We start from the raw sequence: 17,303 nt of genomic DNA, 5'->3' as shown, positions 1-17,303 counted from the left end.
CTTGAAATTTAAGGATTTGTGGCTTCTGTAATTGCTCTAACATTTTTTTGAGTAAGAAAAAATCGTGTCTGTTAATAGTTGAAGCAAGTATAAAGCAAGCCTTAGCAAATTTCTCCAACTCCTCTCCCCGCTTTTTCATTCAAACCAAACGTGGTATAATAGTTAAGATTTTATACTACTCATTTCTGGGCAGAAGTGGGCAGTAAAATTTAAGAAACAAGGGCTAAACCCTTGGTATGAAAGGAATCTAGAAAATATTATGATGAACATGCAAAACATGATGAAGCAAGCGCAAAAGCTTCAGAAACAAATGGAAAAAAGCCAGGCTGAATTGGCTGCTACAACCTTCACTGGAAAATCAGCCCAAGACTTGGTCGTTGCTGAATTAACAGGTGACAAAAAAGTGGTTAACATTACTTTTGCTGATGCTGTTGTGGATCCTGATGATGTGGAAACACTTCAAGATATGACTGTTCAAGCACTTAACGATGCTCTCGGGCAAATCGATGATGCTACTAAAAAATCAATGGGTGCCTTTGCAGGTAAATTGCCATTCTAAAAAATGAAAAGGAATCTCGCGGTTCCTTTTTCTATACACTCATTTTGCCACTCAGCCGTAACATACAAGAAAAGACTTGGACAAGAAATCCAAGTCTTTTTGTGATAGTCCTATAAAGTTTTTAGTCTTCAACCAAAGCAAGTCCTGACTGATCATCCTCTTCGTTTGCTAATTTAGAGCGATTCTTTTGACCTAGATAAATGCTAGCTGAATTCAAGGAGCTTTCTAAAGTAGGATAGTTCACATCCTCATTAACCGTTTTTGAAGGTACAGGTCCTGAGATTAAGAGTTCATTATCATTCTTTACATAAATCTGATATTCACCAACCTCACTAGTCTGTGCCAAAATCTCATTCAACAAGTCTGGAGCAATCGTTTGAGCGTCCCCATCAACAGCCTGATTAGTGTCCTGCTTGTGTTCAGATGAGTCTACAACTTCTGTGATAACAATGTAGTCAGGAGCTTCATCATTTGAGCCCTTATCACCTTCAGTTTCTTGCTGTTTTTGGTCAGATATTTCTGGCTTCTTGGTATCTTGAGCCGACTCCTCATGATCCTTCAATTCCTCGTCGCTAACTGTTCGAATTTTAGCCTGATTGGCATCTAAATCAATTTGGGGAGCTTCTTTAACATCGGCAGATACCCCAGTAGTCCCCATGAATAAAGCCAAAGTTCCAAGCGTAGCAATCACGCTGATTATCGCTTTGCTGATAAAACCATTATCTTTGTTCATAATCATAAATCCCTCACTTTTATTTGGTTAGCTCTAACAGAGCTAACAACGCGTCCAATTTACTGCTGTAGTTAGGTAAAAGATCGGTTGAGCTGTTTGACCAACCCTTCACCCAGGTAACAATCTTAGCATGCAAAATCCTTGATTTCAAGCATTTCTTTAATTTTTAAGCATTTTAAAGAAATGACAACTTCATGTCTTAAAATTGATGGTAATCTATTATCAGATTAGCTTTTTTAAGCTATGCAAATGGTAATTTCTTTAAGCAGTACTTAGCAAAATAATAGTTGTTTTTTAGACAGATTCTTCAGAAAACACTTTTGGTAACTTATCTCCGAAAAAATTTTATCGGATAGCAAAATTGTGTCCAAACACTTTAAAAGCAAATATAAAAAATAATTCTTCAAGTAGGAAGTCAGATTCTCAACATCCTAAGATAGGATTAGAAAACAGACTACCTAAATAACTTTCAAAAAAGCGCACAACAAAAGGATTTTCTAGCTATTTCACAAAACTCTTCCAACAAATACCTAATCCTAAAGATAACTTACCCTCATTTATATATTGAATTTTAAGGTTTTTGCAACTTCTTTAAAAATAACTCAAACACACAAATTCATTACTAAAAATGCGTTATTTCCTCTAAACAAATTAAGTCATATGGAAAATGCATATCTCGATTTCAAAAAAATATCAGCATCCCATATGCTAGAAATTATAAAAAGCTCCTTTATATAGCATCAATTCTGACCAAAAAAACAAACCCACTTTTGCTAGATGATTATGAAGCATTTACCGCCCTAAGCTCTCCGATAAATATGGAAACTTGGAAAAATAACAAATCCACTCAGTAAAAGACTAAAAATAGCCTAACTTTATAATCAAATTACCAAATATTCACCTCACTCAAGACTCATCTGGAAAAGTATTTTCTCATATGTAAACGCTTCATCCACATTTCTGTCACATGTAAGAAATCCTTATCTCCTTTTAAACCTTTTTTGCCCCAAAAGCTAGATATTCCAAGGAAAATCCGTTACAATAGAGTACGGAAAGATAGGTAATTAACAGCATCATTATTTTCATATGAAAGGGAAATTCATGGCTTATATTCAAATGAAGCATAGCTATAAACGCTATAAAACCGGTGATCTGGAAATTATCGCAAACAATGACGTAAGCTTTGACATTGAAAAAGGGGAGCTTGTCGTCATCCTAGGTGCCTCTGGCGCTGGGAAATCAACCGTTCTTAACATCTTAGGTGGTATGGACACCAATGACGAAGGCCGCGTCATTATTGATGGTAAGGATATCTCCGAATACTCAGCTAGGGAACTCACGACTTATCGTCGTGAGGACGTTGGTTTTGTATTCCAATTTTACAACTTAGTTTCAAACCTTACGGCCAGGGAAAACGTCGAACTAGCATCTGAAATCGTTCCAGACGCTAAAGATGCTACCCAAACACTCGTCGAAGTCGGACTAGGTGACCGCTTAGACAACTTCCCATCACAACTCTCTGGTGGGGAACAACAACGTGTTGCCATTGCACGTGCCGTTGCAAAGAATCCAAAGATTCTTCTTTGTGATGAACCCACGGGGGCTCTGGATTATCAAACAGGGAAACAAATCCTAACCCTCCTTCAAGATATGGCTCGCAAACAGGGAACAACTGTTATCATTGTTACCCATAATGCTTCTCTAGCTCCAATTGCCGATCGTGTGATTCGCATGCACGATGCCAAGATTAAGAGTGTGGAACTTAATCCTAATCCACAAAAAATCGAGGACTTGGAATACTAGAAAGGAGCAACGTCATGAAAAAAACAACTTATTGGAAAGACGTTTGGCGAACCTTTGTAGCTTCTAAGGGGCGTATGCTCTCTATTGCCTTGCTTATGGCACTGGGATCCTTTGCCTTGATTGGCCTTAAAGTAACCTCTCCTAATATGAAAAAAACTGGAGAACACTTTTTCAAGACCCATCAAACAGCTGACTTGAGCTTAATCAGCACATACAGCATCAACCAATCCGATCAGGACCTTCTTAATACTATTAAAGATAATAATGTGAGCATCGAGTATGGTTATTTCAAAGATGCTGTTATCAAGGGGACGAATACGACATTTCGTATCTTCTCAAAACCTGAAAAAATCTCCACCTACGACCTTGTTGAGGGAGAACTGCCTAATAAGGAGGGGGAAATTGCTCTTTCTTCAAATTATAAGGAAGAATATAGCATAGGAGAAAAGATTAACTTTTCTGAGCCAGTAGATAGCTCAGGGCAAAAACAGTTAAAGGAACAAACATATACCATTACTGGTTTCGTTAATTCCTCTGAACTCCTATCGAGGAACCGCCTTGGTGATGCTAGCGCAGGTACCGGAAAACTGGATGGTTATGCCATTGTTCCGGAGACAGATTTTACCTCTAATGATTACATGATTGCCCGTATCCGCTACAAGGATTTGGAAAATGTTAGTCCTTTTAGTAAGGAATATGCTGATAAGATCTCAGAGAGAAAGGCAGAGCTCAAGAATCTCTTTAAGGATGAGCCTGAAAAACGTCTAGCTGAAATCAAGAATCAGTCTCAAGCTCAAATCACTCAAGCTAAACAAGAACTTGAAACAGCACTCGCACAGACTCAACAAATGACAACAGCAACCCCTGCTGAAGCTGCTAGTGTAAAAGAAGCTACTACTAAGATTGAAGCCAAACAAAAAGAACTCGAAGAAAGTCAAGCAATGCTTGATAATTTACCAGTACCTAGCTACAAGTTCTACTCTCGTCGAGAGATTCCGGGTTCTGAGGGTTATGTTGCTTATGAAAGTAATATCAACATCATCCACGATGTTAGTAACATCTTCCCTGTCGCTCTCTACTTTATGGCAGCTTTGGTTACCTTTGTAACCATGGGACGCTTTGTGGAGGAAGAACGCGGTAAAGCTGGTATTTTCAATGCCCTCGGATACAGTAATTCACGAATTATCCACAAATTCGTCATTTATGGATTGGTTACGAGTATTACTGGTACAACCGCTGGGGTTATTACGGGTCACACACTACTTCCAATACTCATCCACAACACTTATAAGAGCGATTTGCAGCTTCCTGCTTTCGAATTGCACTTCTACCTTGAACTTACCCTCGTGGCCTTCCTTTTAGGTCTCTTATCTGCTGTACTACCTGCCTTTGCGGTCGCCAAGAAAGAGCTCTGGGAAAAACCTTCCCAACTCCTCCTTCCAAAACCGCCTCGGGCAGGAGCTAAGATTGTCCTAGAACGAATTAGACCTCTTTGGAAACGTCTCAGTTTCACGGAAAAAGTTACCATGCGTAATATTTTCCGCTATAAGCAACGGATGTTTATGACCCTATTTGGTGTCGCAGGTTCTATCGCCCTGCTCTTTGCAGGTTTAGGGATTAGATCTTCTGTATCTAACCTTAATCAGCAACAGTTTGAAGACATCATTCACTATGATATGATTGTTGTCAAACAGCCAAATACGTCAAAAGCTTTAGATGAGGAACTCACTAAGCTTCTCGATAGCAAAGATGTGAAAGAATACTTGAATGTTCATTTTGAAACCTTGCAAAAAACCGCTGGTAGTAATAAGGACACTCAAGAAATCTCAACACTTGTCTTTAATGATCGTGATGAAAAAATCATCGATAGTTATATTAGCTTGCATGACCGAGAAAATAACAAGAACCTCAAGCTATCAAATGACGGAGCTATTATCTCTGAAAAAATGGCAAAACTCCTAAACCTCAAGGTTGGAGATACCATTACTGTGCAAAACAGTCAGGAAGAGCCTGTCAAGATTAAGATTGCTGGTATAACAGAAATGTACATGGGACATTTCCTCTTTATGAATGCTAGCTACTATCAAAAAGCCTTTGGTACACCTTCGGTGAATAATGCCAACCTCGTTAGTCTTACTGAGCCAACCAAGCAAAATGTTGAAAATATGGCGGCCAAATTCATTAACTTGCCAAATGTTTACGGTGTGGTTCAAAACAACAACCTCAAGTTGCAAATCAGCACTATGGTCAATTCATTAACGCAAGTTATCGGAATTTTGATTACGGTTTCCATTCTCCTTGCTGTGGTTGTTCTCTATAACCTAACTAATATCAACGTTTCAGAACGTATCCATGAGCTCTCAACCGTCAAGGTCCTTGGTTTCTACAATAATGAAGTATCCCTCTACATCTATCGTGAAACCATTTACCTTTCTATTATCGGTATCTTCGTCGGATTCGGACTGGGACAGGCACTCCACCAATATATGGTAAGCATCATTCCACCAGATCGTATCATGTTTGATCCATCTATCGGATTGACTACTTACCTTCTACCAGCTGTCCTTATCGGCTTCATTCTTATTATCCTTGGCTTCATTGTCAACAAACGTCTTGCCAAACTAAATATGCTTGAAGCCCTGAGCTCAGTTGAATAAGCTAAAAACGCCTGAGAAATCATTCTCAAGCGTTTTTTATGTTCGAAAACTCATTTTGTTTGACTCTTAGCCAACTGCAGACAGTAGCTCTTCACATGACAATGAGGGCAAGTCAGTTTACGAGTTCTTGGTGTATGACTAGCAAGAAAAGCCTCTTTAAAACTAGGATCAAAGGTCTTATGACAGTTGGGACAGAGGTATTCAAACTGCTTTACATAATGAAATACCCATAGATTTATTACTATAACAAAAGCAGGGCAGACAATAAACAACCCTCTAGGGTCCTTAAAATAATAAATAACAATCAGCAAACCTACCACATAAAGAAGGATGAATAGAACGAGGCTCCCAAACGTTCTCCACTGCAAATGACGCCATGATTTTTGATTTTCCATAAGACGTGAGATGTCTGACAAATCATCTAGAGAAAGTTGACGACGTTTAGCAGTTGCTTTTTGCAAATGACGAGCACGTTTTAGTTTGACCTCTATCTCCTTGGAAGACTTTTCCAAGCTCTCAATTTGGTCTGTTAATAAAAGCTCCAAAACCTGTTCCCTGTTCTCTTCTTGCAAGAGTTTTTGGATTTGATTGAGTGAGAAATCCAAATCCCTTAAGAAACAAATGACTTGCAAACGTTCCAAATCTGATTCGTGGTAGATTCTCCGACCACCCTCTGTGACTTCAGATGGCGTCAAGATACCTCGTTGATCATAGTACTGAACAGTCCTAACAGACACTTCTGCTGCTTTAGCCAACTCTCCCGTTGAAAACTGCGACATCTCAGTCACCTCCTTTTATAATTTTCTATCAAAGGAGGACCTTCGCCACCCTTGATACCTAGATTCTACCTTATAACGCAAGGTAATATGCAAGACATAACCCTAGAGGATTTTCACTTCTTACAGAAAAAAGTTAGCCAGCACTCTTTACAGCCTTTACAGCTCCTGTAAAGCTTTAGTCGAAGAGGCCACCTAAACCTAAGGCAGCAAAAGGATTGTTACTGACTTCTTCCTGTTGCTCCAGAAGCTTGGCATTCTCATCTAATTCGAGAAACTTCTCGTAAATTTGAGCAGTCATCCGTGCATCCTCCAAACTGTTATGACCATGTCCCTTAATTCCAAAGAAATCTGCCACACTAGTCAACTTAAGGTTCACAATACCATTCAAATCAGAAGCACGACGGTTAAAAGCCTCATCAAAAACATCTAAAGCATATTGCTCTTCCAAGTCTAAACCATTTTCAGCTAGAATAGGCAAATCCGACTTAAGTGCATTGTAGCCGATAAGTGGTGTATTCCCAACAAATGCCTTAAACTCTGCTAGAACTGACTCTAACTTTGGAGCCTTGGCAATCTTATCTGCTGTAATCCCCGTCAAACCATTGATAAAGGACTGCAAAGGAACATCCGAATAGACAAAAGAATCAAACTGATCCACTTCCTTATGCTGATCCACCTTAACCGCCGACACTTGGATGATATGGCTAACGTCATCCACTGTATTGAACTCCAAATCAAAGGCAATATATGTTTCTAAATTTTCCATCTTAATCTCCTACAATAGTTAAAGCTGAGACTGAGTCTCAGCTTCTTTTTTATTTTCCAAATAGACGTCCAAAGAAACCTTTTTTAGAAGCTTCTTCTTGTTTAATCTGGATTTCTTCCACTTGGGCTTTGGCTTCATCAGCCTCTACCTTAGCCTCATCAAGCTCCAGTTTAAGCTCTTCTTTGTCCTTCATAGCAGTCAAGGTCAATTGCTGCTGTTGATCGATCTGCTTGTCTTTTTCAGCAATTTGCACGTCTTTGACTCGCAATTGATCATCCATGTTAGACAACTGCTCATCCTTAGCCTTTAACTGGGCATAGAGACGAGCAATCTCAGAGTTTTTCTCGTCTACAAGAATCTCTAACAACTCACGTTGTTTTGTTTCTTCATCAATTGGCTCATCGTCAAAGATGGTTTTCTTGTAGATTTCCTCCAACTTAATCAAGCCACTGCGTTTAACGACAGTAACTCCTTTAGCATTTTTTTCTAGATCTTCTTCTGGAAGTTGTTTGACACGATTATTGACTGCTTGACGACTAACGCCAAGGATTTCAGCAATCTCGCTGACGGTCTTTTCAATACTCATAATAGCCTCATATTCTCTTGAAATGTCTTACTATGAGAATATCACAATCACACCTTTCTGTCAATTTGACAAGTCATTCAGGACATTTGAAGAATTACTTCCGAATCCATTTTTCCTTTCACACTTCAAACAATTTACTTGAAAGGAAGCTAAGCTTTTGATAAACTATTTCTGGGTATAAATACATTATAGAAGGAAAATCTTTGGCTTGACTGATTGGTACTTCCATACTAAGTGTGGTTGTTACCGGATCTGCCTATTCAGGAATGGTGGAACAATTCTACATGGTTTGGGATTTTCATTCTTGCTCCAATTATTAACAGTGTTCGCGTAACTCTCGTTACAGAACTGCTTATTATTGAAGCACATTAGCTTCAACGGTCTTACTGTTGGAGTTTTTTTGTTGTCACTTCAAAGCTCACTATAGCCTCATATTATCAAGCCAGATTGAAAAAAGTCCTAAATTATGCCATAATAAACAAAAGCAAAATAGAAAGAATGAGTCCTATGAAAAACTTCCGTGATGATATCAAAGTCAATGATTTGGCCCAGCCCTTCTTGGAGCAAATCGTTGAACAGATGACTACTGTATTCGACCCTGAAATTGAGCTAGATATCTACAATCTTGGTTTGATTTATGAAATCACCGTCGATGAAAATGGTCACTGCTACTTCCTTATGACCTTTACCGATACTGGCTGTGGCTGTGAAGAGACTATGCCATATGAAATCGCTGAAAAACTAAAAGCAATTGATGGCATTAATTCTGTCAAAGTGGAAACCACTTACTCACCAGTCTGGAAGATGACCCGCATTAGTCGTTATGGACGTATTGCCCTCGGTATCTCACCTCGAGGCGGAAAATAAAACCAAAACCGATTGGACATTTCCAATCGGTTTTTTATTAGGCTGACAATAGATAAACATTACTAGCTCACACTACACCCTAAACTTTAGCATCCTAGATTGTCAAATTAAGTTAGACTTTTCAAGTAACTCAGAAAAACTTGGTATGGTGTTTGATAATTCAAAGACTTCCTAGGAATTCTATTTCTTTTATCAGCTATAGCTGATAAATAATTTTGAGAAATATTCGTAAAATCCATTTGTTTCGGTAGTCCATTTCGTCTTAATAAGCCATTAGAATGTTCATTGAGACCTCGTTGCCCAGGACATCCTGGATCCGCAAAGAAAATATCAATGTCATGTGCATTCGAAATAGATTTCCAATTAGAAAATTCTTTCCCACAATCAAAAGTGATCGACTTAAAGAGATGGCTAGGGACTTGAGATAACCATTGATTAATGGAAACCTCAATATCACTTGCTTTCCGTCCGTTGGTTTTCAGTGTGATGATGGCTTTTGAGAGGCGTTCTACTAAAGTAATAACCGCACTTTTGTGTTTCTCACCAACAATGGTATCTCCTTCTAGGTGTCCGAACTCTGTATGAAAATCAGGATAGATATCAGCTCTCTCACGTAAATCTCTGCGAAACGCTTGTTTTCCTCGTTTTTCGCTATGACCATTTGGTTTTCTTTTGCCTTTCCAAGGGAGATCCTCTTTCTTTAAAATACCACGGTCTGCTAGTCGATAGAGAGTTCTCATAGAACAAGAAACCTTATCTGGATAAGTTCCTTTAATGACATCAAGGCTCCAATTTTGTTCTAAATGAGTTTGGATAAAATCTTTTTCTGATTGCGTAAGACTTGTTTTATTCCGACCACAACGTTTCTTATTGACCTTATAACGGTTATAGTAATCATATGCAGAGTGCCCCTCTTTCAGATAGTTGATGACATTGTAGATTGTCTGTTTTGATCTGCCAAGTGAAGTCACAATATCTGAAACTTTTGTGTTTTCTTGATAGTAAGCCTCTATCATTACGAGTTCGTTTGTGGTAAGATGAGTATAGGTCATTTATGTTAGTTCCTTTCAGACAAATGTGGTGTTTATCTGAGCCTAACATAGATGGCTTTTTCTGTCTAGCTTAATTTTACAAATTGGGCATCATAAAAATCACATCGCACAAATATACGATGTGATTTTGTTTTATATCATATAATTAGGCTTTGCCTGATTTATCCATGTTCCAGAAGTCAGTAACGGCACCACGTGATGCAGATGAAACGATGTGAGCATACTTACCGAGGACACCACGACTATAAAGTGGTGGTAACTCAGTTTCTGCTTTACGTTTCGCCAACTCTTCGTCTGAGACGTGCATAGTGATTTCCTTGGTATCTTGGTCAACTGTAACCATATCACCTGTACGGAGGTAGGCAATCGGTCCACCAACTTGAGCCTCAGGCGCAATATGACCAACGACGAGACCGTAAGTACCACCTGAGAAACGTCCATCTGTCAAGAGGGCAACCTTGTCTCCTTGTCCTTTACCAACGATCATTGATGACAATGACAACATTTCTGGCATACCAGGACCACCCTTAGGACCTACAAAACGTACAACAACTACATCGCCGTCAACGATTTCGTCAGAAAGAACTGCTTCGATGGCATCTTCTTCTGAGTCAAATACTTTAGCAGGACCAGTAATGTTACGCACTTTAACACCTGATACTTTGGCAACAGCACCTTCTGGGGCCAAGTTACCTTTCAAGATAATCAATGGACCATCGGCACGTTTAGGATTTTCAAGTGGCATGATAACTTTTTGACCTGGTGTCAAATCATCGAAAGCTTCCAAGTTTTCTGCAACAGTCTTACCAGTACATGTGATACGATCACCGTGAAGAAAACCATTCTTAAGAAGGTATTTCATAACGGCTGGCACACCACCAACATTGTAAAGGTCTTGGAAGACATATTGACCTGAAGGTTTCAAGTCAGCCAAGTGAGGCACGCGCTCTTGGAAATCGTTGAAGTCTTCAAGAGTCAAGTCAACGTTAGCTGCATGAGCAATAGCAAGCAAGTGAAGAGTGGCATTTGTTGAACCACCAAGCGCCATTGTAACTGTGATGGCATCTTCAAAGGCTTCACGTGTCAAGATATCTGAAGGTTTAAGCCCCATTTCAAGCATCTTGACAACTGCACGACCTGCTTCTTCGATATCAGCCTTTTTATCAGCTGACTCAGCAGGGTGAGATGATGATCCTGGAAGGCTCATCCCCATAACTTCAATTGCTGTTGCCATTGTGTTAGCAGTATACATACCACCACAACCACCAGGGCCAGGGCAGGCATTACATTCAAGATCTTTAACCTCTTCGGCAGTCATATCACCGTGGTTCCATTTACCGATACCTTCGAAAACAGAAACCAAATCGATATCCTTACCGTTAAGATTACCTGGTGCAATCGTACCACCGTAAGCAAAAATAGCTGGGATATCCATGTTGGCAATGGCAATCATTGAACCTGGCATGTTCTTATCACATCCACCAATAGCAACAAAGGCATCGACATTGTGACCACCCATTGCAGCTTCGATTGAGTCAGCAATAATATCACGAGATGTCAATGAGAAACGCATCCCTGGTGTCCCCATGGCAATACCATCCGCAACGGTAATTGTACCAAATTGAACTGGCCAAGCACCCGCGTCTTTGACACCCTCTTTGGCAATTTGACCAAAACCGTGCAAGTGGATATTACATGGCGTGTTCTCAGCCCAAGTTGAGATAACCCCAACAATAGGCTTTTCAAAACTATCATCCGTCATCCCAGTCGCACGAAGCATGGCACGGTTAGGTGATTTAACCATGCTATCGTAGACAGAAGAACGGTGTTTCATGTTATTTTCAGACACGATATTTTCCTCCATAGTTAGTAACTATTCTAATTTAAACTTCTACTCCTATTTTAACATAAATTATCTAAAAAATCTGACCATTTACCAACTATTCTCTCTTTTTAAATTATGCTAAAATAAAGGCATGAAACATTTTGATACTATCGTTATTGGTGGGGGACCTGCTGGCATGATGGCGACCATCGCCTCAGCCTTTTATGGCCAACAAACCCTTCTGATTGAAAAAAATAAACGCCTCGGTAAGAAACTAGCTGGTACTGGTGGTGGACGTTGTAACGTCACAAACAATGGAACTCTTGACGATCTCTTAGCAGGTATTCCAGGTAATGGACGTTTCCTCTATAGCGTCTTTTCTCAATTTGATAATCACGATATCATTGCTTTTTTCGAGGACAATGGTGTCAAACTCAAGGTTGAGGACCACGGACGTGTCTTTCCTAAAACAGATAAATCACGTACTATTATCCAAGCTCTGGAAAATAAAATCCAAGAACTAGGCGCTACTACTCTCACTAATACAGAAGTTGTCTCTGTCAAAAAAGTTGATGACCAATTTCAAGTTAAGTCTGCAGACCAGATTTTTACCAGTGATAAACTCATCGTCACAACTGGGGGAAAATCTTATCCATCAACAGGTTCAACTGGTTTTGGTCACGATATCGCTCGACATTTCAAACTCCATGTTACTGATTTTGAAGCTGCAGAAAGTCCACTCCTAACCGACTTTCCACATAAGGCTTTACAGGGAATTTCTCTTGATGATGTCACGCTGTCTTATGGAAAACACAAGATTACTCATGACCTTCTTTTCACCCATTTTGGCCTATCTGGACCGGCTGCCCTACGCTTATCTAGCTTTGTCAAAGGCGGTGAAATAGCCCATCTAGATTTTCTTCCTAACCAAAGCCAAGAAAATCTCAAAACCTACTTTGAGGAAAATCGCGAGAAATCTGTTAAAAACACCCTCAAAGGTCTAGTGCCTGAGCGTGTCGCTGAATTTCTAGCAGGAGATAAGACAGATAGTAAGATTAAACAACTCCATCCCAAAGATTTGGAAAATCTTATCAGCCAACTCAAGGGGTTGGAAATTCCCATTACGGGCAAAATGTCACTTGCCAAGTCCTTTGTAACCAAAGGCGGCGTAGACCTCAAGGAGATTAATCCTAAGACCCTAGAAAGTAAAAAAGTCCCTCACCTACACTTTGCAGGAGAGGTCCTTGACATCAATGCCCATACCGGTGGCTTTAATATTACTAGCGCCCTCTGTACTGGTTGGGTAGCAGGAATTCAGAGCCCTTGGGACTAAGACACTTTTTCGAATTACTATACCTAAAAAATGTCCCTTCTATGACGGAAGGGACACTTTGTTTATTTCTCAAAGGAGAGGAGGGGATTCGAACCCCCGAGCCCCGTTAAGGACTACACGCTTTCCAAGCGTGCGCACTCGGCCTCTATGCGACCTCTCCATATGAAACGATTAGTCTATTTGTGGCTAATCGCTATTTTTCATCAGATTTACCAAAGAATTAGTCTTTAAACTGAGCCTCTACTCGGTAGATAACCTGACCTTTTTCTGAAAACTTTCGCTCGTACTCAGTCATAACATTACCTTCGTAATCACTAGCATGAAGGTCCAACCAAACTTTATTGAGAACCATTCCATACTGTGAGAAGCTCGCCAAACTGTATTCGAAAAGTCCTCGATTGTCTGTCTTAAAGTGAATCTCTCCATTTTTAGGCAAAATCTGCTTATAAGTATCTAGGAAGGTCTTGTAGGTCAGACGACGTTTCTCGTGACGGCTCTTAGGCCATGGATCTGAGAAGTTGAGATACATCATGTCCACTTCACCATCTTCAAAATAGTTGGTCAAGGCAGATCCATCCACACGCAAGAGTTTGACATTTTCAGCACCAGAGGCCAAAACCTTATCCAAGGCGTAACTCAAAACAGACAACTGGATATCAATACCGATGTAGTTGATATCAGGGTTTTGTTGGGCCATTCCAGTAATGAAGGCTCCCTTACCAGACCCCACCTCAATATGGATAGGATTGTCATTGCCAAAAAGCTGGTGCCACTTACCTTTAGCAGCTTCCGGCTCAAGGATAACATACTGAGGATGGTTGGCTAGGTGTTCCTCTGCACCTTTACGTTTTCTAACTCGCATGTCTACTTTCTAATATCTGTGCAAGGTCTCTCTGAACTTACGCAGCTCATAAATTTCTCGATTGGCATGTTCCATATCACGGCTATCAAAGAATTTTGAAATTTGTGTCAAATATGAAAATTGTCCATACCAGTAAATCTTATCCAAAACAAGATCGTTGTTCTTGTAACCATAATATGACAACCACTGTGGCCAATGGGCCAATGGAATGTAATGGCTAAGAATCTGCGCCACATCATACATACGGTCAGTTAGTCGTACAGAATCCCAATCAACCAAATAAATCAATCCTGAGGTTGTAATAACAAAGTTACTATGACGAGCATCACCATGAACAATGGTCGCAATCTCTGCACGAAACTCTGGAAGATGACGTTTCAAATCTCTAACAACATCTTGAAGGAAACTATTCTCACGTAATTGATAGGCAGCATTTTCCTCCCACTCGTGCAGAAGGTCAAAAGGATTTTCAATATGATAATCCAACTGCAAGAGCTGATTAACCAAGTGTTTAGAGCGGTGCAGATTACCAAGAATTTGGATAATCTGTTTACTGTTCATGTCATGTTTGGTCAAAATACGACCATCAAGCCACTCCTGCGCACTCATCATGTCACCATTTCCCAGACGTTTAGCCCACAAGAGCTGGGGCGCAATTTGTTCCTTGGCAAGAGCTGCCAAGATTGGTGTTGTATTCATCTTCACAAAGACGCGATCTCCGTTTGGGTAAGTCCCCATATAGGCCTTACCACTATTTCCTTTGAGAGGAGTCAGGCTCAAATCTTTATCTGTTGATGTCACCTAGGCATCTCCTTTTTCTTTAGTCATTCGCTTCTATTTTAACTTATTTAATAGGTGTTAGTCAATCATCTTCTTAAGCTTGGCTGGTAGGTAAACAAGGCTCAAAACGAGCATCACTCCAACCAAAATCAGGCTAAATTTAAGGTCGAAGAGACAAAGAGCCTGAACCATTGTCAGTACAAGTACAATCTGGCTAATCAAACGCTTAAGATTGCTCACCTGCATGTCTTTTCCAATCGGCATAAGATTGGCCATACTCTGGTAAGCAAAGTGCGATTTAAGCGCTGTGAGCTGGAAGAGCAAGAGATAGTCAAATACAATCACAAGTACCATAGCCAGCCATTTTTCAGGAACCAAAAAGATAACCAAAAGTGTTAAAGTAAAAAGGCGTAAGCTAAGGGCAAAGTAATCTCCTGAACGCAAGAAGGCCCTTAGGTACAGGTTGTACCACGTATGTTCCTTGTCTTTCTTTGTACGCTTGAGAATGCCATCCAAATAGCCACGGCGTTTAACACTCGACGTAATCCCTTTAACATTGGTAAAGAGTGAAAAGAACTTCAAAATCGATTGTTGACGCTTATTCTCCGACTCAATAGCCTTAGTCCAATTAAGTCCAGACTGCTTATAAAAAGGCTGTGCCTTCTTTTGGAAAATAAAATACTTAAGAACAGCCATAGCCACAGCAATGAGAACAATTCCCCAAACTGGAAGACCCAAGGCTAAGAAAAGGGGGACAACCAAGATAAAAATCAAGGTCTGTATGAGCACCCAAAATCTAAAAGCACGCCCTGTTGCCTTCTTAATATGACCTAGCACCTCTTCTTCCTTAACCAACAAGTAATGCTTGTCCGCAGGCTCTAAATAAGTCGCAATATTGCCCCCAAAAGGCAATAAAAAGCAAAGTACAAGTAAGCCAAGAATAATTGCCCATGGATTTTTTGGAAAATGTCGAAGCAACTGGCTATACTGAACCAGGATAAAACCTAACAAAAATAGGAGAACCAAGATAAAGTGATCATTAAAGACGTAGCGACTATACTTGGCACAACGGGTAGTGAATCGTCTGCTACGCTCCTTAAAAAGCTCAGCTATCATGACAAATCTCCCTTAGTCAACTGCATATAGATATCGTTAAGACTAGCACTAGTGTCACCAAAGGTCTGACGAAGCTCCTGAAGTGTTCCCTGTGCCAAGACCTGGCCATGGTGCAAAATCACAAAGCGATCACACATTTTTTCAGCTGAATCCAAAACGTGGGTAGACATGAGAATAGCCTTACCATTGGCTTTTTCCTCAGCCAAAAGCTGGATTAAATCCGAGATAGCCAAGGGATCCAATCCCAAGAAGGGCTCATCAACAATGAAAAGACTTGGATTCACAATAAAGGCACAGATAATCATGACCTTCTGCTTCATCCCTTTTGAAAACTGAGTCGGGAACCAGTCCAACTTTTCATCTAAGCGAAAAAGCTTAAGATACTTGTCCGCACCTGCCATTCCCTCTGTCACATCAAGGCCATATGCCATAAGCACCGTTTCCAAATGTTCACGAAGCGTCAATTCTTCATAAAGACTTGGCGTTTCTGGAATGTAGCCTATCTTCTGACGATAGCTAGCCGAATCTTGCTGTATGGTCAAACCATCAATAGCAATCTGTCCCCCATAGGGTGTTAAGAGACCAATAATCTCGTTAATTGTTGTTGATTTTCCGGCACCATTCAGACCAATGAGACCAACCAATTCACCATCAGCCACCTCAAAAGCCACATCTTTCAGGACGGGAATATTGGCATAACCACCCGTCACCTTTTCTAATTTAAGCATTATCTTTTCTCTCTTTGGTATGATATAATCTATTATAACAAAAACTCATGGAAAGGTCGTTATTATGGATAATTGTATTTTCTGTAAAATTATAGCTGGGGAAATCCCATCATCAAAAGTCTACGAGGACGACAAGGTCTTAGCCTTCCTCGATATTTCACAAGCCACAAAAGGTCATACCTTGGTCATTCCTAAAGAACACGTCCGCAACATCTTAGAAATGTCTGCCGCTACTGCTGAAACTGTCTTTAGTCGTGTTCCCAAAATTGCTCGTGCCGTGCAAAAAGCAACTGGAGCTATTGGAATGAATATCCTTAATAACAACGAAGAAGTTGCTGGACAGACTGTCTTCCATGCCCATATCCACCTAGTACCTCGTTACGGTACAGACGATGGTATCCATATGAGCTTTGATGAGCATGAGCCTGACTTCGCTGCTCTAGCAAACCTTGCTGACAGCATCGCTAAAGAGGTAACAGAATGAAAATCGGACGCTTCCTAGCTCTTGGAGCCCTCGCCTATGGTGCCTACTACGCATACACACGACGTGAAGACATCAAGGAAGAACTCCTAGACCTTAACCAATCACGAGAAAATATCTCCTACGATTTAGACAATATCAAACGTAACCTTGACATCATTAGGGAACAAAACCTTGTACTTGCTGACATCAAACAAGACCTCAACTATAAAACACGCGTCTTCCAAAAAGACCTCGAACCCCGACTCAGCATCATCCAAGAACGCTTGAAAAAGTATCAAAGTAAAGAATAAAAGGTAGGTAGCTTGTGCTACTTACCTTTCAGATTGAAGACAAAGTCCTTGGAACACAAGTTTCCAAGGGCTTTTCTTTATGT

At 40.2% G+C, this 17,303-nt stretch carries 17 protein-coding genes and 1 tRNA gene; 7 read left to right on the top strand and 11 right to left on the bottom strand.

What is annotated here, in order from left to right:
- Positions 1–259 precede the first annotated feature (259 nt).
- On the top strand, positions 260–559 hold the full coding sequence (locus RWZ99_RS02490; RefSeq protein ID WP_048674700.1) for a YbaB/EbfC family nucleoid-associated protein: 300 nt from the start codon (positions 260–262) through the stop codon (positions 557–559).
- A 121-nt stretch (positions 560–680) separates the two neighbouring features.
- Here the strand turns inward: RWZ99_RS02490 and RWZ99_RS02485 are convergent, their stop codons facing one another.
- Positions 681–1,298 carry a signal peptide protein gene (locus RWZ99_RS02485; protein WP_314676147.1) on the bottom strand — a complete coding sequence of 206 codons (618 nt, stop codon included), beginning with the start codon at positions 1,296–1,298 and terminating at the stop codon, positions 681–683.
- A gap of 1,095 nt (positions 1,299–2,393) precedes the next feature.
- Between RWZ99_RS02485 and RWZ99_RS02480 the strand changes: the two genes are divergently transcribed.
- Together RWZ99_RS02480 and RWZ99_RS02475 are read left to right on the top strand one after the other, a co-directional pair.
- Positions 2,394–3,095: an ABC transporter ATP-binding protein gene (locus tag RWZ99_RS02480; RefSeq protein ID WP_314676146.1), complete on the top strand. Its 702-nt coding sequence runs from the start codon at positions 2,394–2,396 to the stop codon at positions 3,093–3,095.
- A 14-nt stretch (positions 3,096–3,109) separates the two neighbouring features.
- Positions 3,110–5,752 carry an FtsX-like permease family protein gene (locus RWZ99_RS02475; protein ID WP_314676145.1) on the top strand — a complete coding sequence of 881 codons (2,643 nt, stop codon included), beginning with the start codon at positions 3,110–3,112 and terminating at the stop codon, positions 5,750–5,752.
- Positions 5,753–5,802: 50 nt separating this feature from the next.
- On the opposite strand, the gene RWZ99_RS02470 is transcribed toward RWZ99_RS02475, so the two are convergent.
- From RWZ99_RS02470 to RWZ99_RS02460, 3 genes are all read right to left on the bottom strand, one after another.
- Positions 5,803–6,531 (bottom strand): MerR family transcriptional regulator, encoded by a 729-nt coding sequence (locus RWZ99_RS02470; RefSeq protein ID WP_314676143.1) that lies wholly within the window; start codon positions 6,529–6,531, stop codon positions 5,803–5,805.
- 175 nt (positions 6,532–6,706) lie between these two features.
- Entirely contained in the window at positions 6,707–7,297 is a 591-nt protein-coding gene (locus RWZ99_RS02465) for a 3'-5' exonuclease (RefSeq protein WP_314676142.1), read from the bottom strand.
- Positions 7,298–7,346: 49 nt separating this feature from the next.
- Complete coding sequence (locus RWZ99_RS02460) at positions 7,347–7,883, bottom strand: DUF536 domain-containing protein (RefSeq protein ID WP_314676140.1); 537 nt, start codon at positions 7,881–7,883, stop codon at positions 7,347–7,349.
- Between the two features lie 507 nt (positions 7,884–8,390).
- Here RWZ99_RS02460 and RWZ99_RS02455 point away from each other — a divergent pair.
- On the top strand, positions 8,391–8,750 hold the full coding sequence (locus RWZ99_RS02455; protein WP_037604699.1) for a metal-sulfur cluster assembly factor: 360 nt from the start codon (positions 8,391–8,393) through the stop codon (positions 8,748–8,750).
- Between the two features lie 107 nt (positions 8,751–8,857).
- On the opposite strand, the gene RWZ99_RS02450 is transcribed toward RWZ99_RS02455, so the two are convergent.
- Positions 8,858–9,802: an IS30 family transposase gene (locus RWZ99_RS02450; protein ID WP_314676138.1), complete on the bottom strand. Its 945-nt coding sequence runs from the start codon at positions 9,800–9,802 to the stop codon at positions 8,858–8,860.
- A gap of 145 nt (positions 9,803–9,947) precedes the next feature.
- Positions 9,948–11,666, bottom strand: coding sequence for a dihydroxy-acid dehydratase (gene ilvD, locus RWZ99_RS02445; RefSeq protein ID WP_399556016.1), 1,719 nt, complete (start codon positions 11,664–11,666; stop codon positions 9,948–9,950).
- 112 nt (positions 11,667–11,778) lie between these two features.
- Here ilvD and RWZ99_RS02440 point away from each other — a divergent pair, with 112 nt between their 5' ends.
- Positions 11,779–12,960, top strand: a complete 1,182-nt coding sequence (locus RWZ99_RS02440; protein ID WP_314676135.1) for an NAD(P)/FAD-dependent oxidoreductase — start codon at positions 11,779–11,781, stop codon at positions 12,958–12,960.
- A gap of 73 nt (positions 12,961–13,033) precedes the next feature.
- On the opposite strand, the gene RWZ99_RS02435 is transcribed toward RWZ99_RS02440, so the two are convergent.
- The 5 genes from RWZ99_RS02435 to RWZ99_RS02415 form a co-directional block, all read right to left on the bottom strand.
- A tRNA-Ser gene (locus tag RWZ99_RS02435) sits at positions 13,034–13,120 on the bottom strand.
- Positions 13,121–13,180: 60 nt separating this feature from the next.
- The gene (trmB, locus tag RWZ99_RS02430) at positions 13,181–13,822 is read right to left on the bottom strand and encodes a tRNA (guanosine(46)-N7)-methyltransferase TrmB (RefSeq protein WP_314676134.1); all 642 of its coding nucleotides are present in this window, start codon (positions 13,820–13,822) and stop codon (positions 13,181–13,183) included.
- Between the two features lie 9 nt (positions 13,823–13,831).
- Positions 13,832–14,623, bottom strand: coding sequence for a cell cycle regulator CcrZ (gene ccrZ / locus RWZ99_RS02425; protein WP_314676133.1), 792 nt, complete (start codon positions 14,621–14,623; stop codon positions 13,832–13,834).
- Positions 14,624–14,680: 57 nt separating this feature from the next.
- Positions 14,681–15,715, bottom strand: coding sequence for an ABC transporter permease (locus tag RWZ99_RS02420; protein ID WP_399556027.1), 1,035 nt, complete (start codon positions 15,713–15,715; stop codon positions 14,681–14,683).
- The gene (locus RWZ99_RS02415) at positions 15,715–16,446 is read right to left on the bottom strand and encodes an ABC transporter ATP-binding protein (RefSeq protein ID WP_314676131.1); all 732 of its coding nucleotides are present in this window, start codon (positions 16,444–16,446) and stop codon (positions 15,715–15,717) included. Before RWZ99_RS02415 ends, RWZ99_RS02420 begins: the two co-directional genes overlap by 1 nt.
- A 64-nt stretch (positions 16,447–16,510) precedes the next feature.
- Here RWZ99_RS02415 and RWZ99_RS02410 point away from each other — a divergent pair, with 64 nt between their 5' ends.
- Both RWZ99_RS02410 and RWZ99_RS02405 read left to right on the top strand, forming a co-directional pair.
- Complete coding sequence (locus tag RWZ99_RS02410; protein WP_314676130.1) at positions 16,511–16,930, top strand: HIT family protein; 420 nt, start codon at positions 16,511–16,513, stop codon at positions 16,928–16,930.
- A complete protein-coding gene (locus RWZ99_RS02405) occupies positions 16,927–17,220 on the top strand; it encodes a hypothetical protein (RefSeq protein ID WP_314676128.1) in 294 nt (97 codons plus the stop codon). Before RWZ99_RS02410 ends, RWZ99_RS02405 begins: the two co-directional genes overlap by 4 nt.
- Positions 17,221–17,303: the final 83 nt, after the last annotated feature.

Origin of the sequence: uncultured Streptococcus sp., from assembly GCF_963545685.1 — a bacterium.
Classification (GTDB): domain Bacteria; phylum Bacillota; class Bacilli; order Lactobacillales; family Streptococcaceae; genus Streptococcus.
Note: the sequence above shows the minus strand (reverse complement) of the source record. Positions and strands in the feature narration are given on the sequence as shown.

What these genes read in the sequence shown, in the direction of transcription:
- RWZ99_RS02475 (WP_314676145.1), top strand. Translation starts at nt 3,110, where the DNA reads ATGAAAAAAACAACTTATTGGAAAGACGTTTGGCGAACCTTTGTAGCT.
- RWZ99_RS02405 (WP_314676128.1), top strand. Translation starts at nt 16,927, where the DNA reads ATGAAAATCGGACGCTTCCTAGCTCTTGGAGCCCTCGCCTATGGTGCC.
- RWZ99_RS02470 (WP_314676143.1), bottom strand. Translation starts at nt 6,531, where the DNA reads ATGTCGCAGTTTTCAACGGGAGAGTTGGCTAAAGCAGCAGAAGTGTCT.
- RWZ99_RS02490 (WP_048674700.1), top strand. Translation starts at nt 260, where the DNA reads ATGATGAACATGCAAAACATGATGAAGCAAGCGCAAAAGCTTCAGAAA.
- RWZ99_RS02465 (WP_314676142.1), bottom strand. Translation starts at nt 7,297, where the DNA reads ATGGAAAATTTAGAAACATATATTGCCTTTGATTTGGAGTTCAATACA.
- ilvD (WP_399556016.1), bottom strand. Translation starts at nt 11,666, where the DNA reads ATGGAGGAAAATATCGTGTCTGAAAATAACATGAAACACCGTTCTTCT.
- RWZ99_RS02480 (WP_314676146.1), top strand. Translation starts at nt 2,394, where the DNA reads ATGGCTTATATTCAAATGAAGCATAGCTATAAACGCTATAAAACCGGT.
- RWZ99_RS02450 (WP_314676138.1), bottom strand. Translation starts at nt 9,802, where the DNA reads ATGACCTATACTCATCTTACCACAAACGAACTCGTAATGATAGAGGCT.
- RWZ99_RS02440 (WP_314676135.1), top strand. Translation starts at nt 11,779, where the DNA reads ATGAAACATTTTGATACTATCGTTATTGGTGGGGGACCTGCTGGCATG.
- RWZ99_RS02460 (WP_314676140.1), bottom strand. Translation starts at nt 7,883, where the DNA reads ATGAGTATTGAAAAGACCGTCAGCGAGATTGCTGAAATCCTTGGCGTT.
- RWZ99_RS02410 (WP_314676130.1), top strand. Translation starts at nt 16,511, where the DNA reads ATGGATAATTGTATTTTCTGTAAAATTATAGCTGGGGAAATCCCATCA.
- RWZ99_RS02485 (WP_314676147.1), bottom strand. Translation starts at nt 1,298, where the DNA reads ATGATTATGAACAAAGATAATGGTTTTATCAGCAAAGCGATAATCAGC.
- RWZ99_RS02415 (WP_314676131.1), bottom strand. Translation starts at nt 16,446, where the DNA reads ATGCTTAAATTAGAAAAGGTGACGGGTGGTTATGCCAATATTCCCGTC.
- trmB (WP_314676134.1), bottom strand. Translation starts at nt 13,822, where the DNA reads ATGCGAGTTAGAAAACGTAAAGGTGCAGAGGAACACCTAGCCAACCAT.
- RWZ99_RS02455 (WP_037604699.1), top strand. Translation starts at nt 8,391, where the DNA reads ATGAAAAACTTCCGTGATGATATCAAAGTCAATGATTTGGCCCAGCCC.